General features: G+C 58.9%; 23 protein-coding genes. 13 read left to right on the top strand and 10 right to left on the bottom strand.

What is annotated here, in order from left to right:
* Positions 1-245 precede the first annotated feature (245 nt).
* On the bottom strand, positions 246-758 hold the full coding sequence (locus tag FDP08_RS17670; RefSeq protein ID WP_170979090.1) for a copper chaperone PCu(A)C: 513 nt from the start codon (positions 756-758) through the stop codon (positions 246-248).
* 216 nt (positions 759-974) lie between these two features.
* Between FDP08_RS17670 and FDP08_RS17665 the strand changes: the two genes are divergently transcribed.
* On the top strand, positions 975-1,703 hold the full coding sequence (locus tag FDP08_RS17665) for a tellurite resistance TerB family protein (protein ID WP_137437608.1): 729 nt from the start codon (positions 975-977) through the stop codon (positions 1,701-1,703).
* A 26-nt stretch (positions 1,704-1,729) separates the two neighbouring features.
* Here FDP08_RS17665 and FDP08_RS17660 read toward each other — a convergent pair whose 3' ends face one another.
* From FDP08_RS17660 to FDP08_RS17645, 4 genes are read right to left on the bottom strand one after another with little or no spacing between them, the layout of a single operon-like run.
* Positions 1,730-2,245: a phosphate-starvation-inducible PsiE family protein gene (locus tag FDP08_RS17660; RefSeq protein ID WP_137437607.1), complete on the bottom strand. Its 516-nt coding sequence runs from the start codon at positions 2,243-2,245 to the stop codon at positions 1,730-1,732.
* Between the two features lie 37 nt (positions 2,246-2,282).
* The gene (locus FDP08_RS17655) at positions 2,283-2,621 is read right to left on the bottom strand and encodes a zinc ribbon domain-containing protein YjdM (RefSeq protein ID WP_137437606.1); all 339 of its coding nucleotides are present in this window, start codon (positions 2,619-2,621) and stop codon (positions 2,283-2,285) included.
* Between the two features lie 57 nt (positions 2,622-2,678).
* Positions 2,679-4,640: an alkaline phosphatase D family protein gene (locus FDP08_RS17650; RefSeq protein ID WP_137437605.1), complete on the bottom strand. Its 1,962-nt coding sequence runs from the start codon at positions 4,638-4,640 to the stop codon at positions 2,679-2,681.
* A 36-nt stretch (positions 4,641-4,676) separates the two neighbouring features.
* Positions 4,677-5,243 carry a histidine phosphatase family protein gene (locus FDP08_RS17645; protein ID WP_137437604.1) on the bottom strand — a complete coding sequence of 189 codons (567 nt, stop codon included), beginning with the start codon at positions 5,241-5,243 and terminating at the stop codon, positions 4,677-4,679.
* A gap of 110 nt (positions 5,244-5,353) precedes the next feature.
* On the opposite strand from FDP08_RS17645, the gene FDP08_RS17640 reads away from it, so the two are divergent.
* The 6 genes from FDP08_RS17640 to FDP08_RS17615 all read left to right on the top strand — a co-directional run bounded on the left by FDP08_RS17640 (position 5,354) and on the right by FDP08_RS17615 (position 12,324).
* Positions 5,354-5,806 carry a YaiI/YqxD family protein gene (locus FDP08_RS17640; protein ID WP_137437603.1) on the top strand — a complete coding sequence of 151 codons (453 nt, stop codon included), beginning with the start codon at positions 5,354-5,356 and terminating at the stop codon, positions 5,804-5,806.
* 71 nt (positions 5,807-5,877) lie between these two features.
* The gene (locus FDP08_RS17635; protein ID WP_137437602.1) at positions 5,878-7,668 is read left to right on the top strand and encodes an ABC transporter ATP-binding protein; all 1,791 of its coding nucleotides are present in this window, start codon (positions 5,878-5,880) and stop codon (positions 7,666-7,668) included.
* Between the two features lie 93 nt (positions 7,669-7,761).
* The gene (locus tag FDP08_RS17630) at positions 7,762-8,535 is read left to right on the top strand and encodes an ABC transporter ATP-binding protein (protein WP_137437601.1); all 774 of its coding nucleotides are present in this window, start codon (positions 7,762-7,764) and stop codon (positions 8,533-8,535) included.
* Complete coding sequence (locus FDP08_RS17625) at positions 8,525-9,457, top strand: ABC transporter substrate-binding protein (RefSeq protein WP_137437600.1); 933 nt, start codon at positions 8,525-8,527, stop codon at positions 9,455-9,457. The genes FDP08_RS17630 and FDP08_RS17625 overlap by 11 nt, the downstream gene beginning before the upstream one ends.
* Positions 9,447-11,477 carry a Fe(3+)-hydroxamate ABC transporter permease FhuB gene (gene fhuB, locus FDP08_RS17620; RefSeq protein WP_137437599.1) on the top strand — a complete coding sequence of 677 codons (2,031 nt, stop codon included), beginning with the start codon at positions 9,447-9,449 and terminating at the stop codon, positions 11,475-11,477. The genes FDP08_RS17625 and fhuB overlap by 11 nt, the downstream gene beginning before the upstream one ends.
* The gene (locus FDP08_RS17615; protein ID WP_137437598.1) at positions 11,464-12,324 is read left to right on the top strand and encodes a (2Fe-2S)-binding protein; all 861 of its coding nucleotides are present in this window, start codon (positions 11,464-11,466) and stop codon (positions 12,322-12,324) included. Before fhuB ends, FDP08_RS17615 begins: the two co-directional genes overlap by 14 nt.
* Before the next feature lie 96 nt (positions 12,325-12,420).
* On the opposite strand, the gene FDP08_RS17610 is transcribed toward FDP08_RS17615, so the two are convergent.
* Entirely contained in the window at positions 12,421-14,598 is a 2,178-nt protein-coding gene (locus FDP08_RS17610; RefSeq protein ID WP_137437597.1) for a TonB-dependent siderophore receptor, read from the bottom strand.
* A 257-nt stretch (positions 14,599-14,855) separates the two neighbouring features.
* Here FDP08_RS17610 and FDP08_RS17605 point away from each other — a divergent pair, with 257 nt between their 5' ends.
* Entirely contained in the window at positions 14,856-15,938 is a 1,083-nt protein-coding gene (locus FDP08_RS17605; RefSeq protein WP_170979103.1) for a PQQ-dependent sugar dehydrogenase, read from the top strand.
* Positions 15,939-15,961: 23 nt separating this feature from the next.
* On the opposite strand, the gene FDP08_RS17600 is transcribed toward FDP08_RS17605, so the two are convergent.
* Positions 15,962-16,375 carry a GFA family protein gene (locus FDP08_RS17600; protein ID WP_137437595.1) on the bottom strand — a complete coding sequence of 138 codons (414 nt, stop codon included), beginning with the start codon at positions 16,373-16,375 and terminating at the stop codon, positions 15,962-15,964.
* Positions 16,376-16,499: 124 nt separating this feature from the next.
* Between FDP08_RS17600 and dkgB the strand changes: the two genes are divergently transcribed.
* On the top strand, positions 16,500-17,309 hold the full coding sequence (gene dkgB / locus FDP08_RS17595; RefSeq protein ID WP_137437594.1) for a 2,5-didehydrogluconate reductase DkgB: 810 nt from the start codon (positions 16,500-16,502) through the stop codon (positions 17,307-17,309).
* On the opposite strand, the gene FDP08_RS17590 is transcribed toward dkgB, so the two are convergent.
* A complete protein-coding gene (locus FDP08_RS17590; RefSeq protein WP_137437593.1) occupies positions 17,278-17,964 on the bottom strand; it encodes a DUF6064 family protein in 687 nt (228 codons plus the stop codon). The two genes, dkgB and FDP08_RS17590, sit on opposite strands and share 32 nt — an antisense overlap.
* Positions 17,961-18,884, bottom strand: coding sequence for an aldo/keto reductase (locus FDP08_RS17585; protein ID WP_137437592.1), 924 nt, complete (start codon positions 18,882-18,884; stop codon positions 17,961-17,963). Before FDP08_RS17585 ends, FDP08_RS17590 begins: the two co-directional genes overlap by 4 nt.
* 326 nt (positions 18,885-19,210) lie before the next feature.
* Here FDP08_RS17585 and dacB point away from each other — a divergent pair, with 326 nt between their 5' ends.
* The 3 genes from dacB to FDP08_RS17570 all read left to right on the top strand — a co-directional run bounded on the left by dacB (position 19,211) and on the right by FDP08_RS17570 (position 22,234).
* Positions 19,211-20,731: a D-alanyl-D-alanine carboxypeptidase/D-alanyl-D-alanine endopeptidase gene (gene dacB, locus FDP08_RS17580; RefSeq protein WP_427901861.1), complete on the top strand. Its 1,521-nt coding sequence runs from the start codon at positions 19,211-19,213 to the stop codon at positions 20,729-20,731.
* A 292-nt stretch (positions 20,732-21,023) separates the two neighbouring features.
* Positions 21,024-21,398: a DUF4398 domain-containing protein gene (locus tag FDP08_RS17575; RefSeq protein WP_137437590.1), complete on the top strand. Its 375-nt coding sequence runs from the start codon at positions 21,024-21,026 to the stop codon at positions 21,396-21,398.
* Positions 21,399-21,424: 26 nt separating this feature from the next.
* Positions 21,425-22,234, top strand: coding sequence for an OmpA family protein (locus tag FDP08_RS17570; protein ID WP_137437589.1), 810 nt, complete (start codon positions 21,425-21,427; stop codon positions 22,232-22,234).
* A gap of 133 nt (positions 22,235-22,367) precedes the next feature.
* Here FDP08_RS17570 and FDP08_RS17565 read toward each other — a convergent pair whose 3' ends face one another.
* The gene (locus tag FDP08_RS17565; protein ID WP_137437588.1) at positions 22,368-23,792 is read right to left on the bottom strand and encodes a DUF4397 domain-containing protein; all 1,425 of its coding nucleotides are present in this window, start codon (positions 23,790-23,792) and stop codon (positions 22,368-22,370) included.
* A gap of 214 nt (positions 23,793-24,006) precedes the next feature.
* Here FDP08_RS17565 and FDP08_RS17560 point away from each other — a divergent pair, with 214 nt between their 5' ends.
* Positions 24,007-24,876: a DUF6279 family lipoprotein gene (locus tag FDP08_RS17560; protein ID WP_137437587.1), complete on the top strand. Its 870-nt coding sequence runs from the start codon at positions 24,007-24,009 to the stop codon at positions 24,874-24,876.
* Positions 24,877-24,878: the final 2 nt, after the last annotated feature.

The following is a 24,878-nucleotide window of genomic DNA, read 5'->3' as shown; positions in this document are numbered from 1 at the left end:
TCCCACGTTCGTATAACTCCAAACGCCCGACCAACCCGTGTCCAAAAAAACCAATATAGTTCAAAATCTTAAGCGCTGCACTCAACCTGGCAAAAATGGCGTTTTGCGAACGCATTCGTATAATTCCAGCGCCCTCCGTTCGTATAACCCCGGTTCCTTCGATAAATAAACCTGTAGATTCAATTGCATGGGGCAGGAGCTCTGGAGTTATACGCCCCTGTTCGTATAACTCCAGCCAGCAGCTTTCAGTGCCCGGAATGGTCCATTCCGTTGTCTTTCTTCTGCATGCCTCCATCCAGCGGCTCAACGTTTAATTCAACGTTCATGTCCGCCGCGCCCTCGAATGTTAGTGTCAGGGGAACGCTCTCGCCTTCTTTCAAGGGGCCTTTCAGCTTTTCAAGCATCAGGTGGTAGCCGTGGGGCTTGAGTTCCACGGTTTCGCCGGCGGGAATCGGCAGCCCGTCTTTTAACGGGCGCATGCTCATGGTGCCGTCTTTCATCGTGCTTTCGTGGATGGAGACTTTTTCTGCTCTGGGGGTGGTGGCGCTGCTGAAGGTGATGTCGCTGTCACCATGGTTGGTGATGGCCATATAGCCAACGCCCATGGGTACGCCCGGGGGTGTGGGGCGGCTCCAGGGGTGGTCGATGGTGATGGTGCCTTCGGTGTATTCGTGGGCCAGTGCGGGGGTGGAAAGCATGCCCGCAAGAAGGGTGAGCCCGAACAGCACGTTTGCGGTCAGCGCGGTGAGTGTTTTCATGGAGCCTCGCTTTATAGGTTTGTCATCAACAGGTTGGCAAAACGAATACAGTGTCACTTTCGCCGCCGCTGATGACAAGCCTCACCGTCAATTTTGCATCCAATGTTATATCGGCATTCGGGCACCAAATCTGAACGCCACGGTCATACCAGCGGATACAGAAATGCCTCAACCAAATGACCAGCTTAGCCATAGGCGCAATTCAGGAGTGAATACATGAACGCGATGAACATTCTCAAGCAGTTGATGAACCAGGCATCCGGAAGCCAGCCAGGCACAGGAGGAGGTACCGATATAAACCGCATGGTGGGCAATCTCGCATCGCAGTTCGGTGGCGGCGGGTCCGGAGGTTCAGGCTCCGGCGGCATCGACGTCAAGAGTCTGCTCGGTGGTGGTGCTGTCGGGCTTATGCTGGGGTCGAAACGGGGTCGAAACATGGGCGGGAAGGCTCTGAAATACGGCGCCCTGGCTGGCGTTGGTGTGCTGGCGTGGAAGGCCTACCAGAACTACCAGGCGCAATCCTCTGGCCCGGTGGCCGACAACGCCCGGCAAGGCCAACCACTGGAACAGCTGCAAGGCAGTGCCCAGGATCAGCGTGGCCTGGAAATACTCCAGGCCATGATTATGGCGGCACGGGCTGACGGGCATGTCGACGCCAACGAGCGAGCGCTGCTTACCCAGGAGATCGAAAAGCTCGGGCCCGATGACGAACTGCACGCCTGGATTCAGCAGCAGTTCGACGCCCCGCTGGACGCCAACGCCCTGGCCCGGAGCGCGGACTCACCCCAGGCGAGCCGGGAAATCTATATCGTCAGTGCGGTGATGATCGACGATCAGAACCCCATGGAGCGGGCATGGCTGGACCAGCTGGCAAATGCCCTGACGCTGGAGCCAGCCCTTGCCAGGGAGCTGGAGAAACAGGTCCAGGTTGCAGCGGGCGTTTAGCCAGTCACCCTTCGAACACAGGGCGATCAGTCATCCCAGTCGTGATACTGATTGCCCTGCCTTAACAGCCAGTAGGTGACACCCAGCGCCAATGTGGTCGCGGCAATACCGAGCAGGTACATGGGCGCCAGTGTTTCGAAATCCAGCACAATGACTTTCCGGGCAATGGCCATAAGCGCCGTGGCGACCACCAGTTGCACTGGAAAGACGTTGGTGCCCAGGTAGAGCCGTATATTAATAAAGATTTCCACCGCAATCAGCACCGCCATGAAGGCACCGAAGGTGTAGAAAATATCGTTGATATTCAACAGCAGGAAAGGTGGCGTGATCAGTCTGTCGTAGATGATGTAAATAACATCGCCAACGCCCCAGAGAATAACCGCGACCATCAGTACCGCGAGCACCCGGATCGCAAAGCGAATGACCCGGTGCAGACCGCGGAAAAAAGGATCAGGGAAATCAATCGGAAGCTCCTGATGCAGTTCGTGCCGATTATCAGGTCGTGACTGGGCAGGTGTTACTTCTTTATCGTGATCGGCCATTCAATCTCTCCATACAGCCCGCGATGAACGTTCCGAATCAGGCTTTTTTGACGAACTCGGATTTCAGTTTCATGGCACCAATGCCGTCGATCTTGCAGTCGATATCGTGGTCGCCCTCTACCAGGCGGATATTCTTTACCCTGGTGCCAACCTTTACCACGGAGCTGGAGCCTTTGACCTTCAGATCCTTGATCACAGAGACCGTATCACCATCCTGAAGTTCATTGCCGTTGGCGTCACGAATCACTGCACCGGCTTCGGCAACGGCGGCTTCCGCTTCGCTCCATTCATGCCCGCATTCGGGGCACACGAGCTGAACGCCATCTTCGTAGGTGTATTCGGATTGGCATTGAGGGCACGGAGGTAACTGAGACATCAGAGATTTCCTGAGCAAGGGATTAAGGTCACGATAATACCAGAGAACAGCCCCTGCCTAGTCGTCATCCTGGCGTTCAGGCTTCAGGAACTGAGTTCCGCCGGAGCGTGAATTCAGTTGTGTGATGTTTGTGGGCGCACCTTCCTCATCCAGTTCAACGATGCCGATTCCGGCGTTATTCCAGAGTCTTTCGCCCGCATCTCGGCCCTCGGGTTCCCGGGGTGTTACCCGCATGCGCCGACGCTTGGTGAACCAGTTCAGTGGTGACCAGGGCGCGTAGAGCCAGCGGTTGATGCGGTCCAGCCACTCCATGAGGGTGTGGGGGAATTCGTTCTTGATGCCGCTACTGGTGATCTGCCAGATTCTCGGCCGGTCCGGCCGGTGGCGAAGGCGCACGTCGTAGGCGAAGGAGTAGTGAACGTCGCCAGAGAGGATCACGAAGGTTTCCGGGGTACGCGAGTGGCGGAAGATGTTCAGCAGCACACTGGCGGCACCCCGATGGGCCATCCAGTTTTCTGCGTCCACCACCAGTGGCTTGCCAAAGAAGGTGAACACGCTCTGGATCACTTCAATCAACTTCACACCGAACATGGGCGCGGGAGACACCACAATCACGGCCTTTTCGCCCATGATGTCCTGCTGGAATTCGCTCAGGGCTTCCCAGTCGAGCAGACCAGAGGGTCTGGCGCGGTTTAGCTCACTGCGCCAGCGACGGGTACGGGTATCCAGCACCACAATGCGCGGTGAGGTCTGCAGATTGTAGTGCCAGTTTTCGAACTGCAGCAGTTGATTAATCAATTGGTCCTGCAGCGCCTGATCAAACACAGCGCCCTGCTCCGCCGATGACGCCAGCGACCGGATAGCCGGCATGATGTCGTCAAAGGCATCGGGGTTATTGCCCCACCCCTGGCAAAGCAGGTAGGCGACCAGGGCATTGCCCACGATGCGACGGGAGAACGGGTGTTCGTAGGTTGTAGCTTCCCACAGGGCAGACAGATTCCAGTCGTCCGTCACGTCGTGATCATCGAAGATCATGTAGGTTGGAAGATGCGCCAATGCCCGTGACGCGCGGGGCAATCCGGCCACGAATTCGTCGATAGCGGCTTGCTGCTGCTGGTAGACCCCTGCGTCTACCGAGGACAGTGCCGGTCGGTCCATGGTGACCAGGTGCCAACACACGGGCGACCAGACCAACAGGTACATGGCCATGACTTCGTTAAAGGAGATCAGGTGGTTGTGGGCGCTGGCGGTGGTGAATACCGGCTTCCTGACGCCGCCAAAGAAACGCTCTACCAGCGCCTCGTTGCTGCGAATATCCGGCAGCAACTTTTCCCGGTGAAAGTAGGTGTCCGGGTTCTCCCGCAATGCCTTGCTATCACTGACCGAGCTCCCGGTGAGCACTTCATCGTACAGGCCCAGGCAATCGATCAGGCTGTGTATGGCCCGAAGCATGGGGCCTGCGACATCGTCGGCGTAGATCTGGTCGCCGGTCATCAGCATCAAAGCGGGTCGTTTGGCAATGTCAGACCGGGCTTCCAGTAGCGTCTGGTCCACCCTCACCAACCCGTCGGCCGCCGAGGAATGAGGCCGCCGGCATGAGCCATGGGCCAGGCGGTCCAACCGCTCTTTAATGACAAAATCGGGCCGGCTGGATCCCGGCATGCAAAGGTGTGGCGCCCATTGCTCGATCCAGGATTCTTTACCATCGCCATTCTCAGGCGACAGAGCGCCGGATACACCCAGGTCGTACCCGATGCGGGTGTTCACCGGCAGCGCATCGTCGGGCTCAACATCGATCAAATGCAGCCAGGCATGATCCCCGAAGCGTATCCGGGTGACTTCGTTTTCGGAAAGCTCCCGATCCATCCACGGCTTGCTGGCATCCTCCCGATAAAGGCGCAACCGCAGGGCCAGCGAACAGGACCCCACCAGCCAGAGGGTGAGCCTGTCAAAAGTGGTGTGCCTGAGAATCGGCCCGGCCAGTACTGGCGGCAAGGACTGCAAAGGCCGTTCGCTCATTTAATCCTCCTGACACACTTCGACATTTACCTGACCTCAAGGCGAGACCCTCGCCAGTATGGTCGGGTTTTCGGACAGCGGCAGTGCAATCACCACTCCCTCGTTAGATGAGGGGTACACATCCGTCAGCGCCGTCACGTTCACCTGGTGCGACACCAGCACCACCGGCGGCCCGGGTTCCAGCTCGTTCACAATCGCAATCGTCTGCTCGGTCTGCATCTGCCCGTCACCGCGGTTGCGGAAAAACGAATTCAGCGATTTCATCTCCTCCACCGGCCCCACGTTCATTTCGCGCGCCGTCTCCAGACAACGGCACCACTGACTGCTGAACATCCGCGCCTGATCAATACCATGCTCCGCCAACAAAGGCTTCCAGGCCCTCGCCTGTTCACGGCCAGTGTCGTTCAGATTACGCTGTGTGGAGCAGTCGTCCACTCTGAAATTGGCCGGGTCCCCGGTACCCGGCGCCAGGGCATGCCGCAGCATCAAAACCGCCCGGCCCTCTCGAAGAGCCTCCCAGGCCTCTGCGTTGGCATCAGCGGCGAATGCGTTAAAGCAGAAGACAAAACTCAACAAACCCGATAACAACAACCGGCTGATCATAATCAACACCTCCCCGAAACAATGTAGAGAGATACGCGAGCCCACCCTACCAGGCTCACATCAACAAAAGGTAAACTCCGCACAGAACCGAACCAACAAAGGAACCATCCATGCCAATCTGGGTCGACGCCGACGCCTGCCCCGTCCCCATTCGGGAAATCCTCTGCCGCGCCGCCACCCGCTGGCAGGTTGAAACAACGTTCATTGCCAACCACGCCATTAACCTGCCCCCGAGCCCTTACATCAAACGCCGGCAGGTGCCCCAGGGTTTTGATGTGGCCGACAACGAAATTATGGACCAGATGCACCAGGGTGACCTGGTTATCACCCAGGACATCCCCCTGGCCGCCGAAGCCATCGAGAAAGGCGCGGACGTATTCAACCCGCGCGGCCAGGCCTTTACCAAAGAAAATATCCGCCAGCGCCTGGCCATGCGCAACTTCATGGAAGAGATGCGAAACGCCGGCCAGGTCACCGGCGGACCGCCACCGTTAGGCCAGACCGACCGCAAGGAATTTGCGGACAAGCTGGACCGCTGGCTGCAACGGAACAACCGCAAGTGATAATGATTCTGTTTTAAAACCCTGAGAAATCCGCTACCCTTGCCGCTTTTCTGGCGCAAGCGGAGCGAATCATGAGCGAGCCTTCCCACAAGACCACCAGCAGTTTCGCAGCGCTCGGGCGCCTTCTGCGTTATGCCAGAGGCTATCGCCGCAAGATCATCGCCGCAGCCACCTGCTCCGTGATCAACAAGCTGTTCGATATTGCCCCGGAAATCCTGATTGGTGTTGCCATTGATGTGGTGGTCAATCAGGAAGAGAGCTTTGTGGCGGGCCTGGGGTTTGAAACCGCCCAGGAACAGATCACCATTCTGGCCGTCCTCACCTTCTTCATCTGGGCCGGCGAATCCATCTTCGAATACCTGTACCAGATCCTCTGGCGCAACCTGGCCCAGCGCCTGCAGTCCGACCTGCGGCAGGATGCCTACGAGCACGCCCAGAAACTGGACATGAGCTTCTTTGAAGCCCGCAGCTCCGGCCAGCTTGTGGCCACCATGAACGATGACGTCAACCAGCTTGAGCGCTTCCTGGATGGCGGCGCCAACGCCATGATCCAGGTGGTGGTGACCGTTGTTGCCGTGGGTGCGGTGTTCTTTGTGCTGTCTCCACTGATTGCACTGCTGGCATTCACACCGATTCCGCTGATCGTCTGGGGCGCGTTTTACTTCCAGCGCAAGGCCGGACCACTGTATGCGGACGTTCGGGAGAAGGTGGGCGACCTTTCCAGCCGACTGGCCAACAACCTGGGAGGCATTGCCACCATCAAGAGCTTTACCGCTGAAAAGCGCGAGGCCGAGCGCCTGAAGGCCAGCAGCGAGGCGTATGTGGAGGCCAACCGCAGGGCCATTCGTATCAGTTCGGCCTTTATTCCGGTTATCCGCATGGCGATTCTTGCGGGATTCCTGGCCACCTTTACCGTCGGCGGCATGATGGCGCTGAAAGGCAACCTGAATGTCGGCGCTTACGGGGTATTGGTGTTCCTGACCCAGCGCCTGCTCTGGCCCCTGACCGGCCTTGCGGAAGTGATCGACCTGTTTGAACGGGCCATGGCCAGTACCCGCCGCATTCTCGACCTGCTGGCCGAGCCGGTGCATGTGAAAGACGACGCCCGCAAAACCCTGGAGCAACCGGTAAAGGGTGAAGTCAGCTTCGAGGAAGTAAGCTTTCACTATCCGTCCAGTGGTGCCGGTATCGACAATATTTCCGTACAGGTACCGGCCGGAAACACCCTGGCGCTTGTGGGCGCTACCGGCTCCGGCAAGTCGACACTGATCAAGCTGCTGCTGCGTTTTTACGATCCGACGGGCGGCCAGATTCGCATCGACGGGCAGCCCATCCAGTCCGTCAGCATTAAATCCCTGCGGGAAGCCATCGGGCTGGTGAGCCAGGATGTTTACCTGTTCGAAGGCAGCATCCGCGACAACCTCGCCTACGGATTCCCGGGCGCCAGCGACGAACAGATCATTGAGGCGGCAAAAACCGCTGAAGCCTGGTCTTTCATTGAAGCGCTGCCAGAGGGGTTGTCCACCGCCGTGGGAGAACGGGGCGTGAGGCTGTCCGGCGGACAGCGCCAGCGCCTGTCCCTTGCCCGGGCGTTGCTGAAAGATCCCCCCATCCTCGTTCTCGACGAAGCCACCAGCGCCGTCGACAATGAAACCGAGGCCGCCATCCAGCGCTCGCTAAAGCGCATCGGCCATAACCGCACGGTGATCATGATCGCTCACCGCCTGTCCACCATTGTGGATGCAGATACTATTGCGGTAGTGGACGGAGGTCGGATTGTGGAGTCCGGCCAGCACGAGGATCTGCTGGAAAGCAACGGCGCCTATACCGCCCAGTGGCGGGTACAAACCGGCCAGGCATAGTGCCTGGCACCCGCTATCAAGAAACACATAACATTATTGATAGTAATTCGCATTTAGATTATGCTGCAGGCCTTCAGAATCATTGGAGCCTGCATGTCTGCGTTCTTCGAAGTATCCCGCCTGGATGTGAACATCGGCGACACCTCCATTCTCCGGAACATCAACATCGACTTCCGGGAAGGCGAGGTTACCGCTTTGCTCGGGCATAACGGCTCCGGCAAGTCGACTCTGCTCAAGGTTCTGGCCCGGCAAATATCCCACACTGCCGGCGACGTCAGCCTGCTGGGCACTTCCTTCCACACTACCGGCGCTCGGGAATTTGCGCGTACGGTGGGCTACCTGCCCCAGCATCCGCCGGGCACCGACGGCCTCACAGTAAGGGAACTCGTCGCTCTGGGCCGCTATCCCTGGCGCGGGCCACTGGGCCGCTACAACAACGAAGACCGTCAGTTGATCGAGCAGGCTATTGCAGACACCGGGCTTAACCGCTTCCAGCATCGCTCTGTGGACACGCTCTCCGGAGGCGAACGCCAGCGGGCATGGATTGCCATGCTGCTGGCCCAGCAAACCCGCTGCCTGCTGCTTGATGAGCCCATCTCGGCGCTGGATGTGAAACACCAGGTGGAAACCCTGCGCCTGGTGCATCGCCTGGCCGAGCAAAGGGAGCTGACCGTAATCGTGGTTCTGCACGATGTGGACCTGGCCGCCCGCTTCTGCGACCGCCTGGTAGCGCTCAAAACCGGGCAACTGATTGCAGACGGCAGCCCGCGGGAGATCATGGATTCAGGGATACTGGAAACCATCTACGGTGTCCCCATGGGCGTGATGGAGCGTGCGCCGGGGCAGTGGGTTTCCTATGTCCATTAAGTATTCCGCCAGAGCCTTTTTGGCACTGCTGTTCATCGGCTTGCTCTCGTTACCGGCCAGCGCTGAAACCTGGCAACACGAGTACGGCACCATCACCCTGGATGACACCCCTAAGCGCATTGTTACCCTTAACTGGGCTGCCACCGAAGCTCTGCTGTTGCTTGGCGTAACACCGGTGGGCGTGGCCGACCGGGATGGCTACGATGTATGGGTGAATGAGCCTGCGCTTCCAGCCAGTGTTCACAATATTGGCACCCGCGTGGCGCCAAGCCTGGAAGCCATCGCGGAACTGAAACCGGACCTGATCGTCACCAGTTCGGAAATGGCGCCTGCCTCCAGCCTGCTTGAACGGATTGCACCGACCTACGTGATCAGCGTGTACAGGGAAGGCAATCGGCCCTTCGAGAAGGCCAGCGAAATGCTGACCACACTCGCTGACATGCTCGGCCGTGAAGACCGGGCCAATGCCATTCTGAAAGACCTCGAACAGACCCTGGGAACCCAGCGCCAACGCCTGGAAGACGCAGGCATGACCGGCAAACCGGTGGCCCTGGTGAATTTCGTGGATGACCGACATGTGCGCGTTTACGCGCCCAACAGCCTGTACCAGACCACCCTGACGGCCCTCGGGCTTGAAAACGCCTGGCCCCTGCAGGGCAACTTCTGGGGATTCTCGGTTGTCGGGCTGGAAGCCATCGCCCCTTACCAGAACAGTCGCATTGTGGTGATCTCCCCGATTTTGCCCGGGCTTGCCGACACATTGGCCAACAGCCCTTTCTGGACCTACCTGGCCCCGGTCAGGCGTAACGAGGTTTACCGGATAGACGCCGTGTGGCCATTCGGCGGTGTGTTTTCGGTAAAACGGCTGGCAACCATGCTGACAGATGCCCTGCTGGAAGGAGGCTCCGACAATGTACGCTGACGCCTCCGGCCTGCCCGCGTCGCGCCCGGTCATTCCCGCAAAACTGCCGGTGGCGGCAGTTATTCTGTGGGTCGGCGCGCTGATTGCCAGTTCCGCCCCCTGGTTGGGCGAACTGGATGCCGGCGCGCTGGTGTCGGCGTTCTGGACCTTTGATCCTGACAACTATTCCTCGGTTCTGGCCCACTACAGCTGGGCACCCCGGGTGTCCATCGCCATCCTGATCGGCTGCGGGCTGGGGCTGGCCGGGGCCATTACCCAGCAGGTACTGGGCAACCCGCTGGCCTCCCCCACCACCCTTGGTGTGGAAGCCGGCGGCCAGTTCGGCGTCACCGTTGCCACGCTGTTTGCACCCGGGCTGCTGGCATTCAGTCCCGACCTGGCAGCGATTGGTGGTGGTCTGCTCGCCATCGGCATGGTGATCGCGCTCACCTGGCGGCTCGGATTCTCTCCGGTCACGGTTATTCTGGCAGGCCTGGTCATCACCTTCTTCCTGGGAGCCATGAACATGGCGTTCCTGCTGCTCAAGGGGGAGTGGCTGGGCAATCTGTTTATCTGGGGCGCCGGTTCGCTGGTACAGAACAACTGGGGGCCGTTCATGGAGCTCTGGCCCCGGGTACTGGTACTCGCCATTCTGATGTTGCTGCTGACGCGGCCGCTGCAATTACTGCAACTGGGGCAGACCTCCGCCAGTGCCCTGGGCGCCAGAGTCGGGCTTATACGGGCACTGGCGCTGTTTCTGGTGGTGCTGATGACGGCCACGGTTGTCAGCCGGGTTGGCGTGGTGGCCTTTGTGGGCCTGGCCGCGCCAGTTCTGGCCCGGCTCTTGGGAGCCCGCACACTGGGCAACAAACTGCTCTGGAGCACCCTTATGGGGGGCGGTCTGTTACTGCTGGCCGACACCCTGGCGCACTGGGCGTCCACCTGGGGAAACGGTTCCCTGGTGCCCACAGGCACCACCACCGCGCTCATTGGCGGCCCGGTCATCCTGCTCGCGCTTCAGAGTTTCAGGAACACCCATCACATGCCTGGGCAGGAATCCGGCCCGGGCGGCTTTCTGCCCAGGCGCCGATCACCCGTTCTGGTTACCGGCATCGTTACCACACTGCTGGTAACCACCGTGGTTGTCTCCATGGGCTGGGCTCCGGGACTGGACGGCTGGCACTGGACATCAATAACACAATGGGGCGATGCCTGGGTGTGGCGTGGTCCCCGACTGCTGGCAGCCATGCTTGCCGGAGTGGCGCTGGGGCTGGCCGGCACACTGATTCAGAGGATGACGGGCAACCCCATGGGCAGCCCGGAGATGCTGGGCATCAGTGGCGGTGCCGCTTTGGTGATGGTGTTGATTGTGCTTACGGGCGCCGAAGTCAGCCGGATTGGCCAGCTTGGCGCGGCCACACTGGGCGCCGCGGGCGCTCTTTGGCTACTGATTCTGCTCGCCCGTAAACACCGGTTTGCAGGGAATCAGCTTCTGCTCGGTGGTCTGGCCCTGTATGTGTTCATGGACGCCGGCCTGCGGCTGGTGATGGCTTCTGGCGGCACCGTTGCCTCGCAACTGCTGAACTGGATGTATGGCTCCACCTGGCTGATTTCTGAAGGCGAGGCTTTCGGCCTCTTGGGCTTTGTCGTGCTGGTCAGCACCTTGCTGCTGTTGATTGTGCGCCCATTGACCATTCTGCCCCTCGGCGATACCGCTGCGGCGTCTCTCGGGCTTTCGGTATCCCGTGCCCGGCTATTGCTGCTGCTACTGGCTGCGGTATTGACCGCCGCCGCGACTGTGGTCATTGGCCCCCTCAGTTTTGTGGGGCTGATCGCCCCGCACCTGGCAAGGGTGCTGGGGCAACAAACCGTCGGTCGGCAGATGATTGTGGCGGCCCTGGTCGGGGGCCTGCTGCTTGCCGTGGCAGATTATCTTTCCCGGATTATTGTCTTCCCCAGCCAGTTGCCGGCCGGGTTGCTGGCGGCGCTGGTGGGCGGCATCTATTTCCTGTGGGGGCTGAGCCGCCATGGCCGATCCTGAATACGCCTGCCTGTCAGGCACATGGGCCGAACGTTACGCCCGACTCCTGGCATCCGCCGGGCTGGACCGGGAGTCCATCCTCGGCCAGGCACTTCAACCTTCTGCCGACGAACGCCCCGGTCTGTTTTCTCTGGCGCAGTGTCTGGAACAGCCGACACTGCTGACTGACCAGGTCCAGACCGATTACCCGGAAGCTTCCGATTCCCGCGCCATACGGGCCCGTGTTTCCGTGCTTCAGCAGGATCTCGCGTTAAACGTGATTGCCCCACTGACCCTGCGGCTATTCCGGGATGGCCAGGCTCCCCTGCCCGATCCCCGGCGCATTTTTCTCGCTCCTGTTGAGCAGGGGGAACCGGTGACGTCCCGTTGGTTCCAGGCCCCGGGTGTGCCTGCTGTCGATGAGGAGTGCTTTGTCCGCTCGGTCGGGAAGCTGACACGGGATTGGTACCCGGTGTTCAGGCAGCGGATGGGGGTGAGCCCCGGAGCCTACTGGAGCAGCATCGGGCTCGGGTTGGGGGCGCCGTTTTCGGCGGTATGGAATCTGGCAGAGCCTGCTGAAACCTGTGACCTGGCCCAGCGCTGGCTGGGGGAGTTTCGCAATGACGCCAACCAGTTCATCGACTGGATTCCGGCGGTGTTTGGCGGGCAAACCACGGCCATTCCGCAGCGGAAGGGATGTTGCCTGAAGTATCTGTTATCCGAGGGGGGTTATTGCGGCACCTGTGGCGTCTATCGGAAGGAGCGACTGGCAGCTCTCAGCCAGCCATCAAACCCCGATAGCCGAGCCCAGGGCCAGGCCAATGGCAACCACGCCGATAACCATACCAGCGCCTGCCGCCAGCTTTAATCCTTCAATCATTTCCTGTTCGGGCGTCATTCCTTTTCCTCCCTTTTGTCATCAATGAGGGCGGGAGTGATTTCCCGCCCTCTCTTTACCTCCGGATCAGTAGACCCAGGAGACTGTCAGGCTGGCGTTCGCCGGGTCGCCATAGAAACCCTGGGCAGAAGTGCCAAACTTTTTGAGACTTTCGATGTATTTCTCGTCGGTCACGTTGTTCACGTTCAGCGTGGCGTTCCAGTCACGGGCAAAGTCATAGCTGGCCATCATGTCCACCACCGCATAGCTTTCCTGTTCGGTGACGATCTTCGCTCCGGCGTTCGGCCCGGTGGTGGCCACACCCTGATCCTGGCTGATGGACGACTGCCAGCGTACCTTGCTGCCCAGCTCAAGCCCTTCGACGCCCGGCACTTTCCAGGTACCCCGCAGCTGGGCCAGGTGCTCCGGCACAAAGGGTTTGGCGGAGTTGCCATCGGCATCTTCGATGTCCACATAGGTGTAGCCGGCGAACAGCTGGATTCGGTCGGTTACGTCGCCCACGAACTCAAGCTCAACACCCTGGCTTTCAAGTCCGTCTATGCCGCGATAGTACGCGTCCAGAGTACCCGCGAAGGTGCCTGCAACATCAGCCACGTTCTGTTGTTCCGTCTGGAAAAGCGCGACCGTGGTGTTCACCCGATCATTCAGGAATTCGCTCTTCAGGCCCAGCTCGTAGTTCACGCCATCGATCGGGTCCAGGCGATCCCGGTTGATGTCCAGCTCGGTTTGCGGCGTGAAGATTTCGGTGTAACTGGCATACACGGAATGGTTGTCGTTCAGATCGTAGATCAGCCCGGCGTAGGGCGTTTCAATCGCATCGTAACTGGTGGTTTTCTCTGCGCCGTAGCTGGTGCCTTTACTGTCGAGCCAGGTCAGACGGACACCGGTAATGGCTGTCAGGTTGTCGGTCAGGGTCCAGCGGGCTGCAGCGTAGGTTGCGGTTTCACGATCCGTCCAGTCTGATCCGCCAACACCATTATCGAACGTGGGCCGCGGATAATTGCCATCCCACTCATTCAGAGGTGGCAGCGCGTTACCAATACCCTGACCATAGCGGGACTCGTCCACCGTTTCTGAGCGGGACCAGGTGGCTCCCAACACCAGCTCATGGGTCCGATTTGCCAGATCGAAGGGGCCGGTCGCATAAGCGTCTACCACCAACTGCTCTACGTTGAGATCGTATTGACTCGGATAGGCCAGCAACCCGTCACCGGTTTGCGGATCCGGCGTGCCGTATTGGTAGAACAACTCTGATTCACTGTCATTCTCCAGCCGGAATACGGTGCCCTTGGCCCGCCAGCCGCCAGCCAGCTCCTGCTGCAGCTCCACGAAACTGTTGTGCTGGGTGTTGTCCCAGTAGGACCAGTCTGAAGCGGTGCTGGTTGATCGGGCGAAGTCTGTTGCGGTGCCATCGGTGTAGAACAGCGGCAACGCGCCCCAAAGCGGGCTGTCGGTGTCCGAGGTCTGTATGGAATGGCCCAGCGTCAGCAGCGTGGTGTCCGTCAGGTCTGCCTCAAGCACGCCGTAAAACATCTGCTTTTCGTTGCTGTAGCGGTCGAGGTAGGAATCCTTGTCCTCGTAACCGGCAACCACACGGCCACGCACGGCCCCGGATTCCGAAACCTCACCCGACACATCCCCCACAATGCGCTTCTTGCCCCAGGATCCCCCGGTGACCGCAACAGAGGCATTGGTCTGTGCTGTCGGGCGTTTGCGGATGAAGTTAACGGTTGCCGCCGGGTTACCGGAACCGGCCATCAGGCCGTTCGCACCGCGCACCACCTCAACCCTGTCAAAGAAGGCCGTATCCAGTTCGCCCTGCACGTTGTCGTATACCGCCGGCAGCCCGACGCCATCGTACTGGAAGTTGTTGATATCGAAACCGCGGGATGTGTAGTAGGTGCGATCTGTCTCAACGGATTCCACGGTCACGCCGGTGGTTCCCTCCAGCACATCGTTGATATCGTTTTGCGCAAAATCGTCCATCTGCTCGCGCGTCACCACGGTTATTGCCTGCGGTGTTTCCCGGTGGCCGAGCTCCATCTTCATGGAGGTTGTGGTTGCCCCGCTGGTGTAACTGCCGGTGGATTCAGAGGACACCTGAACACGCTCTGCGGATACATCCAGTGCCTGGAGTGTTGTGGGCTGGTTGTCCTGGGCCGAAGCGAAAGCCGGCAGGCTTGCACAAACGATTGCGGTGAACAGCGCCTTTCGGCGGAACAGGGGTTCCGGAATTCGGGACATCTTTTTCTCCGTTTCAGGGTTTATTACAGGGCTTAAATCTCATTCTCGTATATTAATACGAATCATTATCGTTTGAAATACCAAAACACTGATCCATTGATTTTTTGTCGCCCTATATACCCTTGCGAGACAAGACGCCTCGTTGGAGCACACTCCAACTGCTATCCTCAAATATCAGTCAGGATTGAACGGCGCCAACAGAAACGGAGGTTCCCATGCGAACTGGCACACGACTGATCCTCGGCCTCAGCTTTGTGATGCTTTCAGCGACGGCGGCGTCGGAACAGATTTTTTCTTCCGATAAGGCGGAGTTCCGTCTGGAAACCGTGGCACAGAATCTTGAACACCCCTGGAGCCTTGCGTTTCTGCCGGACGGCTCCATGCTGGTTACCGAGCGTGAGGGACGGTTAAGAATCATCCGTGACGGCTCGCTGGTAGACGAACCGGTGAGCGGACTGCCAGAACTTGTCGTTTCTGGCCAGGGCGGCCTGCTGGACGTGATCCTGGACCCGGATTTCGAGACTAACCAGATCCTGTTTCTCAGCTACGCCCACAAGGTAAGCCGCGAAGGCATGACCACTCGGGTGGCAAGGGCAAAACTGGATGGCAACCGGTTAGCGGATGTAGAGGTGATTTTCGAAGCCCTGCCCCGCGGTACCACCGGGCGGCACTTCGCTGGCCGCATGGAATTCGACCGCGATGGCAACCTGTACGTGGCCGTGGGTGACCGGGGCGAGATGAACCGTGCCCAGGCGACGGATGACGATGCCGGTGGCGTGCATCGCCTGACCACTGACGGCGAGCCGGCTCCCGGCAACCCGTTCACCGACGACCCCACCGTAAACGACACCTTCTTTACCTACGGCAATCGCAATATCCAGGGCATGACCATTCATCCGGAGACTGGTGAAATCTGGAGCCACGAACATGGGCCCAGGGGCGGCGACGAGATCAACATTATTCGTGCCGGTAACAACTACGGCTGGCCGGACGTCACTTACGGCATCGATTATTCAGGGGTGCCCATTACCGACAAGACCACCATGGAGGGCGTGACTGACCCGCTGCATTACTGGGACCCGTCCATTGCCCCCTCGGGCATGGCGTTCTACACCGGGGACCAGTTTCCTGAATGGCAAGGCGATCTGTTTGTGGGCGCACTGAAGATGCGTAAGCTGGTACGCCTGAGTATCGAAAACGAGGACGTCAAAGAGGAAGAGGATTTGCTGGAAGACCTGGGCGAACGTATCCGCGATGTGCGGATGGGGCCTGACGGCGTCCTTTGGTTACTGACAGACCATTCCGACGGCAAGGTTTACCGGATCGTACCCGCGGAATGATCCGGTGCCCTCAGTTCGGAGCGTCAGTTCGGATCATAGCTTCTTTCGGTTTTGTCGTACTGGGGAATATCGTCCGTGATGGCAAACCAGTCCGACTTGGAACCGACATAAACGTGTGATGCCGGTCCTTTGCCCAAAGGCTCGTTGATCATGCCGACCCGCAGGCGCAGGATACCGGGAATGGCATCAACCCGGCTGTACAGCTGGCTGCCGCAGCGGGGGCAGAAACCCCGGTACTTGCCCGGGCGGGATTCGTATTCCCGGACCAGCTCTTCACCCGCGGTAAAACGGGTACGGATTTTCTGAATCGGCGCGCTGGCGGAAAAAGCACTGCCATGGGCACGCCGGCACTGGCTGCAATGGCACAGGGCTATGGGCCCCAACGGCCCGTCGTATTCCAGTTTGATATCGCCACAAAGGCATTGCCCAGTCAGCATTATTTGACCTCAGTCGTTAGTCGGCTCGCCATCTTCCCGCGGCCGTTATGATAACCACCTGCCACTTGAAGAACCAGCGGGCGGGCACCACATACAAGTCAGAGCGTTTGCAAAGGAGGACACTATGGCATTCAGCACACTTCCGAAAATCGGTATGGGCACCTTCCGCCTGAAAGGTAACGATGCGCGTGAGGCGGTTAAAAGCGCCCTTTCTCTGGGTTACCGGCATATCGATACCGCCCAGATGTATGGGAATGAGTCTGAAGTGGGCGATGGCATCACCTCCAGCGGCATCCCCCGTCGCGAGATTTTCCTGACCACCAAGATCTGGCACGACCAGCTTCGCCCGAGTGACCTGATCAACAGCCTGCACGACAGCCTGGCGCGGCTGAAAACAGACCACGTGGATCTCACCCTCATCCACTGGCCGTCACCGAACGACGAAGTGCCCATGGCGGACTACCTCGGTGCCTTACGAGACGCACAACGGGAGGGGCTGACGTCACACATCGGCATATCCAACTTCACCTGCGCCCAGATGGACCAGGCGAAAGAGATTCTGGGCGACACGGCCATCTTCACCAACCAGGTTGAGGTCCATCCTTTCCTGGCCAATCGCAAGGTGGTTGAGCATGCGCAGAAACTGGGCATTACTGTGACAGGCTACATGCCGCTGGCCGTGGGTAAGGTAATGGAAGATGAAACCCTGATCCGCATCGGCCGGGAGCACAATGCGTCTGCGGCACAGATTGCCATTGCCTGGGTCGTGTCCCGGGGCGTGGTACCGATTCCATCATCAACGCGCCCCCAGCACCAAAAAGCCAACCTGGATGCGCTCGAAATCACGCTCAGTGCGGATGAAATCGCTCAGATCGACAAGCTGGACCGTGGTGAACGAATCGCTAACCCGGACTTTGCGCCGGCCTGGGACTGAACCAGAAGCTAACCATCGTCAGCGCCAGTGTGGCAGCGGGAAGGACAAACATCAGCCGTGTGCCAAGCGTCCACAAGGTTGCCGCACTGAACAGGCACCAGAGCAACGGCAGCAGCAGAAACAGCCAGCGAACCCGCCTGGGCAACAGCAGCAGGCAGGGTAGAGAGGCGGCAACGGTCACGTCTGGCGTGATCCCGAAGAGGGCGACGCCCTGCCAGTTTCCGGACTGCGCCACTGCCAGCAATGGCAGCAGCGACGCCATCACCAACCAGCCGATGCCCGCCTGCCATCGGCGCGCAGGCGCTGCAGAACGTCCATCCCAGGGCCAGACCAGCGCCGCCACGGTTAACAGCGCAGCTTGCAGAATAAAGGCCCAGCCAAACCAGGCGGCTGGTATATTGATGGGCCCGTAATACTCCCTCAGGAACCCGGCACCGCACCACATCCAGGCGGCCGCCAGCAGCAACAGAGTGCCCCGTTTCGCCAGCCTGTCACCACGCGCCAGCAACCCGGCAATCAACAGCATCATTGCAACCGCAATGGCCTGCCAGGGCCAGAAATCCTGATTGATACGAACAAAGAGCCGGAGAAACACCTCCGGCCCGAACATCAGAAAGTCAGACAGTGAATAGCTCAACCAATTCACATCGGTCATAACCCCGCCACGTAATCGGCCATTTTCCGGCGCTGTTGTTGATCAGGAAGCGTCCCGTACAAAGCGCCCATGTTCTCTTCCATATGCTCCACACGGGTTGTCGCCGGAATGGCACAGGTGACCGCCGGGTGGGACACGATGAACTTGAGGAAAAACTCGGCCCAGTTGCCACAGCCAGCCTCCTCTGCCCAGCCGGGCAATGGCTCGGACTGGAAGCGACGGAACAGGCTGCCGCCCTGGAACGGGCGATTCACAATGACCGCAATGCCCCGCTCTCTTGCCAGCGGCAACAGGCGTTGTTCCGCTTCCCGGTCCAGTACATTGTAGGTCAGTTGCACAAAGTCGAGGGGTTGCTGTTCCATGATTTGGGCAAGATCCCGGTGGCGCCGGCCGTGGGAGGTGGTGATACCCAGATATCTGATATCCCCGTCTGCCTTCATCTGCTTCAGGGTGTCCAGGTGTTCCTCCCACGCCAACAGATTGTGTACCTGCTGCAGATCAAAGCGCCCGATGCCCCATTTTTCGCGGGTTTCCCTGTCCTGCTCCCGGGTGGCACCGCCATCCCGGGTCCAGATCTTGTTGGCAGCAAACACTTTGTCATGGGCGTTCAGGGTCTCAAGTGCTTCCCCCATGACATCATCGGCCGAGCCGTACATGGGCGACGAGTCCACCAGGGTGCCGCCCCGTTCAAAGAACGCCTTCAACACCTCGGTGCGCTCGTTCACCAGATGCTGGTCCCCGCCCACATTGAACGTGCGCCAGGTACCCATGCCAATCACGGGCAACCGCTCGCCGGAGGAGGGAATGGACCGGGTGATCGCTGCCTCGCCGGGTGCTGCCATCAGTACCGGCATGCGAAGTGAGAGGCCGGTGGCCGCCAGTGCGGCCAGGAACTGTCGTCGGGTCCATTGTGTTGCCATGCCTCAGCCTCCGGTATCCGTTGCGCTCATGATTGCACCGCTCATAATTGCACTACGTACCCGCACTGGTTCAGGTTTTGTTCTTGCTGACTATCGTAACGCTGCACGATGTCCGGTTGCTAACCTGTTGATTAAATAGAGCACTTACATCCCTTAACAAAAAGGTAGTATAAACAACGACACTACTGGCATTTTTTAACGTCATGTATAGCCTTTCCACATAGTATGAGCCTGAATTTTGGGCTATTGTAAGTAGATCGAGAATCAACGAGCGTTGCACCATGTTGCTGACGGCACGAAGCCATTGTTACAAGACACACAACGGAATGGGCTGCCAGCATGGTAGAGCTGTGCCGCGCCTGCTCGTTTCCACCCTGGCAGCCATACTCTCAATTGGCACTGCATTCGCTTCTGACCCGGCCGCCAGCACCAAGAAAACCTGGAGCAGCCAGGTGCGGGATTACGCGTTTCAGTCCCTGAATGACGAGCACGCGCTGAGCATGGCGGCCATCCCCCTGAACGGCCCCGGCATCGAGCAGTATATCAACGCCGACGCGCTGATGAGCCCCGGTTCCATTCTCAAGCTGGTCACCACCTATGCAGCGCTGGAAACCCTGGGGCCGACCTATCACTGGGACACCAACTTCTATACCGATGGTGAGCTTGTGGGCGACACGCTCAACGGCAACTTCTATGTCGACCTGGGCGGCGACCCGAAGCTGACCATCGAGCGCCTGTGGAGCACCCTGAGTGAGCTTCGCGGCATGGGTATCAGCGCCATCAATGGCAATCTTGTTCTGGATGGTGACGTGTTCAAGCTGGCAGAGGGATTGCCTGTCTTCGACGACAACGGCAACAATCCCCATGCGCCATTTCTGGTTCAGCCCTCGCCCTACCTCACCAACCTTAACCTGGTGCATTTCCAGGTTCGGGCCGACGAGCGCGGCACCCAGGCCTGGAGTGCGCCCTCACTCAACGATGTTGTGATCGACAACCGGGTAACCGCAGCGGCTGAAGGGCCCTGCCCCGCCCGTAGAAACTTTGACTGGGAGCCCATCTTCCATGACGACCACCGGGTCACCGTCAGGGTAACGGGTGAGCTACCCCAGGGTTGCCGCACGACCGCGTATCTGTCTGTACTGCCCCATGAGCAATACACCGCTTCGCTGATACGCTCGCTGCTCACGGATATGGGCATCGAGATCAGCGGCAAGAGCCTGCTGGCCAGCACACCGGAAGACGCCCGACTGTTACTGAAAACCACTTCGCCCGACCTGGTTACCATGGTGCGCGACATCAACAAGTGGAGCAGTAATGTCATGGCCCGCCAGCTGTTGCTGACCATTGGCTCGGAGTACCGGCTGGATGACGATGAAGACGACCGGGTTGCCGGCATCCGCGTCATCTATCAGTGGCTTCAGGACAAAGGCGTCAATACCGCAGGCATGGTTATTGATAATGGTGCGGGCCTGACCCGTCACGGTCGCATCACTGCCCGCCAGGGTGCCCAGATCCTCCAACACGCCTGGAACAGCGATTACTCAGCTGACCTGATGGCCTCCATGCCGCTGATTGCAATGGACGGCACCATGGCCAGGAGGCTCAGAAACACCGGCCTTGACGGCAAAGGGCGCATCAAGACCGGTTATCTGGAAAACGTTCGTTCTATTGCCGGCTTCACGCGGGACGATACCAACACCACCTGGGCGGTTGTCGGCATGGTCAACAATGACCCGGCCTGGAACGGTCAGGCGGTACTGGACCGGATTATCTACTCCCTTCATCACCGCCCGCCGACCGGGACCACGCTATCCCAGGCGCCGACCAGTGGCACCGAGATTCGCTGAGCCTACGGCGTAAACAGCTCGAGTCAAATACTCCCCCCCCCCTGCGGTTGTGGCCCTGCCAACAACCGCGACCGAAAGAACTGGAAAAAAAGACCAGAAAGATGAACAGCCGGAGTTTATTTCCATACCGTCATGTCGGGATCTGAACCACCTGCTAGTCTTAAGCGTAGCGGGAGAAGGCACTCCGATTGGAGAACGTGGTCCCTGAATAAGGGTGTTCCGTTTAAAGCGGTGTCTACTTGAGTTCGGGCGAGACAAACAGTCCTCGCCCTTCACTGGAAGGAGATAGTGCATGAACAAGCATACTTCGATGTTAGGCGCTGCCGGCATTATTGGCATTGCTGTCGTTGTGGGTGGCTGTGCCAGTTCTGTAGAGCGGCCGGATGGGCAATTGCAATCTGCCGAGTCAGCCATCCAGCAGGCAGTTTCATCAGATGCCAGAGACTTCGAGCCAGTACTGTTGAACCAGGCGCAGAACAGGGTGGCCGACGCGGAAGAACTGATCGAAGCGGAAAAATATATGGAGGCAACCCGCCTTCTGGAGAAAGCTACCGTTGATGCCCAACTGGCCGGGGCACGCTCGGACACCGCGAAGGCACAGCAGGCGGTGGAAGAGATCAATACCAATATTGAAGCTCTTCGCCAACGAATCGAAGAACGCCAGTAAGGCCTCAGCGGAAACAGGAGATTGTTATGAACAAGCGCAACATGACTTTGGGCATGGCAGTGAGCTTTTCTGTCCTGATGGCCGGCTGTGCCGGTACGCCCCAGAACAACGAGCAAATCGAGGAAGCAAGGGCTGCCTACGAGGAAATCAGGAACGACCCGAACGTGGCCCGCAGCGGCGATCGTCAGTTGAGGGAGGCCAGGGACCAGTTGTCCCGTGCGGAATCGCTGCTGGAAGGTGACGCGGATATTGTCGAGATTGAGCATGCAGCCTACCTTGCCAATCGGCACGCACAAATTGCCGCCGAACAGGGAAGGCGCGCAGAATTGCAGGAACAGATCAGTTCCGCGGAGGAACGGCGCAGGAAGCTGGAGCTACAGATGAGCTCCGATAAAGCAGCGGAAGCCAGACGGGAAGCGGAAGAGCTTCGCCTGCAAATGGAAGCCATGCAAGCCGAGCAAACAGACCGCGGGATGGTTCTGACTCTTGGTGATGTACTGTTCGACCTCAACCGGGCCGAACTGAAATCCTCCGGTGAAGCAACCGTTGAGCGACTGGCCGAGTTCATGCGGGAATACGAGGATCGCCGGGTACGCGTAGAAGGCTATACCGACAGTACCGGCGCGGCTTCCTACAACCAGGAACTGTCTGAGCGCCGGGCGGAATCAGTCCGTGATGCCCTGGTCAGCATGGGTATCAGTCGTGATCGGGTAGAAACCAAGGGGTTTGGCGAAGAGTTCCCGGTAGCGAGTAATGATACGTCTGGCGGGCGGCAGCAAAACCGCCGGGTGGAGATTGTTATCTCCGACGAGGAAGGCAATATCGATTCGCGGTAACGGCAATCGTTCATTTAATAGTTAGCCATAAAAATGCCCCGGCTGGAAAGCCGGGGCAAAGCACTTCACCAATGCAGAGACTCAACGCTTTAAAACGATACTGGGTAGATATACGTTGTTCCTCCTCACTGGATCAGTTTTGCGCCTGAACAAAGTCGTCCAGCAATGTAACCGTTGCCGTGCTGGCCGGTTCGGGATTGAGACGGGCCACTGCACCATATACCCCCCCGGCTTCCAGCGTCAGGCTGCCGGACTTAAACAACTCATTACCATCCGTGTCGGTAATGACGACTACGTAATCGTCCGCGGCGACCTGCAGGTATCCTGAAGACTTCCCGTATGCGAAATCCGGTAAGGCGGGCTCTGCGTTTCCGATCATTGTATCCCCGGCACCGGTGTCCACCGTTGGCAACAGATACACGTCGACAACTGGTGCTTCCACAGCACCGTGGATGACCCTCAGTTTGGCCGCGGTCGCGATGCGACGATTGTCATCCGGGAACACCAGCGGCTCTATCTCTGTGTTGATTGACCCTGCTGCCAGGATGGTCAGCAACTGCCCGTTGGCAAAATCGATGGTTTCGTCGATTACCGCGTCAGTGCCGCCAGTTGCGGTTATAGCCAACCGGTTATCACCCACATCCAGGCCCACGTAAGAGCCCGTTGACGCAACCGAGGGGACCGTTTCACCGAACGCCAGTGCCGTAACGGCGGCGGATGTTCCGTCCGGTTCGGTGTTCAGATACACATCCACTTCACCGGCATCGGAGGAATTGTGCGCTGCACGCAGGCCAGCGCCGGTATCCACGTCCAGGAGCTCGAGAGTTTCCCCGCCGTCAACCACAAGAAGGCTGACCGGTGAATCACCGAACACAGTATTGTCGACTGCACCAATCAACAGATCCGCTCCGGACGCCAGTGGCACACCCCCACTATCGTAAACGACCACGTCACTGTTCTCCGGCGTGACACGGATGCGATAGGTATCGGCACCCACTTCCAGGGGGCCTACGTCATCTCCGAAGGAAAAGCTGAAATTGGGATCAGCCGGGAGTGCATCTCCCGCCGAGGCTGGTGTCAGGTAGACATCGACGGCCCCGCCAGCGGCCTGCTGGGCGGCTGGCGACAGGTGAGCCACCCTGAGCCGCACGGAATCCGGATTACTGCGTTCACCGTTGTCCGAGAGAAGTATGGGAGCAACGGTATCAGCACCGACACTGCCGGAGGCAATGATGTCGTAACTGATGCCCTCTTCAAATGTCAGATCGGCTGGCCCGATAACCGTCACCGTTTCGGACCCCGGAAGCAGTCCGTCCACGGTCACGGAGTAGCTCCCGACAGCGGGGTTAAGGATTGCAGCCTGTTTGAAATCCGCTCCCGCAATAGCGACGTCGCCGTCGATACCCACATTTACTGCCGGGGCGTCCGATACACCGTGAATCACACGCACCTGAGTTGTTATCGGTGCAGGATCAGAGGAACTGCTGGAACTATCAAAACAACCCGCAAGCACTATAGAGCCTGCGACCGCTACAGGTAGTGCGTATTTACTTGTCATTGTTCTGCTCCTTTAATGCAGATTAGTCATTGAGATGTGCAAATGTGGTTCGAACCTGCACAGATTCAGTCCCTGACCTGTACGTAAAAGCAACTTACGGGTGTGCGCCGAAATCGGATTTACAAAATTTGACAATTCACATGATTGTTCGTGAACTCCATCTGAAAGCCGTCAATCAACGTATGGTTCAGAGAAATTACCAGGGCAGGAATTTATGGGCCGCTATCTATTCATTACGTTATTCAGCCTGCTGGTACTGGCAGGGTGCAGCTCCACCAAACTGGCATATCGCTACGCGGACTGGGGCATCGTCTGGTGGGTGGATGACTACATCCCCATGACATCGGAGCAGGAATCCCGGCTGGAACGGGACATACGGAACCTTCGCCAGTGGCATTGCAGCACCGAACTGCCGCAATATTCCCAATGGCTTACCCGGCTCAAAAGCGACGTACGTTCCGGCGACCTTGATGAGTCGACGGTGGCCTGGCATCAGGAGAAACTGTTTGCTTTCTTCCCGCCACTGATGGATCGGGCCAAACCTGCCGCTGCACGGCTTCTGGCGAGTCTGACCGATGAGCAGGTCCGCCAGCTCGCTGAGAACATGAAGGAAAGCCAGCAGGAACTGGAAGACGAACTTCTGGCGGATAACCCGGAACAGACCCGGGCAGCCCGGGCTGAGCGCACCACGGAGCGGGTCGAGCGCTGGCTGGGCCCACTGAATGACAGTCAGCTGGCAACCGTCAGCAGGTGGTCAAAAGCCCGGGGTAAACAGACGGAAATCTGGCTGGAAGGCCGGCGCAACTGGCAGGAGGCGTTGCTGGATGCCCTGGAAGAGAGGGACAGCGACCGTTTCAGCGACCGTATCGGTTACCTGATCGACAATAACGAAGAAGTCCGTGGGGAACGTTATCAACAGATGATGGACGACAGCCGAACTGCCATAGCAGAGCTGATGACAGACCTTTTACAACAGGCGGACCAGCGCCACCTTGATCATCTGTTGGGGCGGGCTTCAGAACTGAAGGGAGACTTCGATACCCTCGCCTGTGTCGGCGAGGATACCGAAAACACGAGCAACTGAGG

Source organism: Marinobacter panjinensis (assembly GCF_005298175.1).
Taxonomy (GTDB): domain Bacteria; phylum Pseudomonadota; class Gammaproteobacteria; order Pseudomonadales; family Oleiphilaceae; genus Marinobacter; species Marinobacter panjinensis.
Note: the sequence above shows the minus strand (reverse complement) of the source record. Positions and strands in the feature narration are given on the sequence as shown.